Annotated in this window: 2 protein-coding genes; one reads left to right on the top strand and one right to left on the bottom strand. The window is 63.2% G+C overall.

What is annotated here, in order from left to right; translation table 11 throughout:
* A partial coding sequence (locus tag U9980_RS16550; protein WP_322768737.1) for a hypothetical protein occupies positions 1–318 on the bottom strand: 318 nt, incomplete at its 3' end.
* A 142-nt stretch (positions 319–460) separates the two neighbouring features.
* On the opposite strand from U9980_RS16550, the gene U9980_RS16545 reads away from it, so the two are divergent.
* A complete protein-coding gene (locus U9980_RS16545) occupies positions 461–1,177 on the top strand; it encodes a carboxypeptidase-like regulatory domain-containing protein (protein WP_322768736.1) in 717 nt (238 codons plus the stop codon).
* Positions 1,178–1,282 lie beyond the last annotated feature (105 nt).

Raw genomic sequence — 1,282 nt, 5'->3', positions numbered from 1 at the left:
TCGGCTGGGGCCGCCCGCCCGTCGGCAGCCGGCAAGATCGGCGGGTGGGTAGGGGTCGACGGGTTTGATCCGTACCCCGTGATCTGATCGGTCGCGGCGGGCGGATCGGGCCAGGTTGGCCGCCCAGCCGTCGGTGGTTAGGTTGTAGTCCTGGTTGGCGTCCAGGTGGGCTTGCCCAACTGGGACCGCGCCCGTCGGTAGCCGTGACGGTGCCCTGTCCGTGGGTATTCGTTGAGAACTGTCGCGTAATCTCAGGATTAGATATTTATAATCTTGATTGATCCGGCAGGCGTGGCAGGAAATGGCCTGGTCGCGCATCTCGACACACGTTCTCACGGCCCAGCCGGTAGTCGCGTTTCCAAAACATCAGCCGCCGACGGCCCTGCTCATGATTGAGGGCCGACGCGGTCGCGGGGCTGCATGGCACACGAGCGAAGATTTTTGGGGGAAGTCAGTGCTCATGAAGGTCATTATCTTTATGAAGTTCATCAGGAATTCTCTTGTCTTGTTCGTCGCGGTTGCCGCGCTTACCGTCGGCGGCGGGCTTGTTGCCGGCACGGCTGCTTGGGCTGCGACGACTGGTGGGGTGTCCGGCAAGGTGGTCGCCGCGACCGGTGGCGCCCCAGTGTCCGGAGCGACCGTTTTCATGCACCCGCGTGCAGGGGGTCCAGGTGGGGGCACGGCGGACAGCGCTTCGGACGGGAGTTATTCGATTACCGGTCTGGCGGCCGGGACCTACGCGGTGTCCATCCGGGCCGTCGCCCCGTATGTACACAACTATGACGCTGGCGATGTCACGATTCGATCAGGCGCGGTGAAGTCAGGACGGACGCTGAAGCTCCAACTTGGCGGCAAGATCAGTGGCCTGGTCACCGACTCGGTTACCGGCGCACCCATTGCCAACGCCAAGATCTCGGCATGCGTGGACGAGGGTGACCAGTGCGGTGACGCATCGACCGATGCCCAGGGCCGGTATACCCTCACAACTCTCGTTGGTCGCGAGGGTGACACGGAAGGATTGTTCACCGCCGACTACATGGTCATGATTGACGCACGTGGCTATGCCCGACTGTGGTGGGGGGCAACGACGCCATCTGGGTACCCCGGCGCGCTCGTCCACGTGAAAGCGGGCAAGACCACATCCCATATTGACGGACACATGAAAGCAGCACACTAGCAGTTCGCTAGAGTGCCGATCCGGTAAATTTACGAGATCTGCGGCGGCCCGGCGGCCCCGCGGCACGGTGACTACCGGTGCGCTGGGCGTACCTGTCAGGTCCTG

The sequence above is a fragment of the Protofrankia sp. Cr1 genome, from assembly GCF_963555865.1.
In the GTDB taxonomy this organism is placed as follows: Bacteria; Actinomycetota; Actinomycetes; order Frankiales; family Frankiaceae; genus Protofrankia.
This window is presented reverse-complemented; position numbering and strand designations above follow the sequence as displayed.

What these genes read in the sequence shown, in the direction of transcription:
- U9980_RS16545 (WP_322768736.1), top strand. Translation starts at nt 461, where the DNA reads ATGAAGGTCATTATCTTTATGAAGTTCATCAGGAATTCTCTTGTCTTG.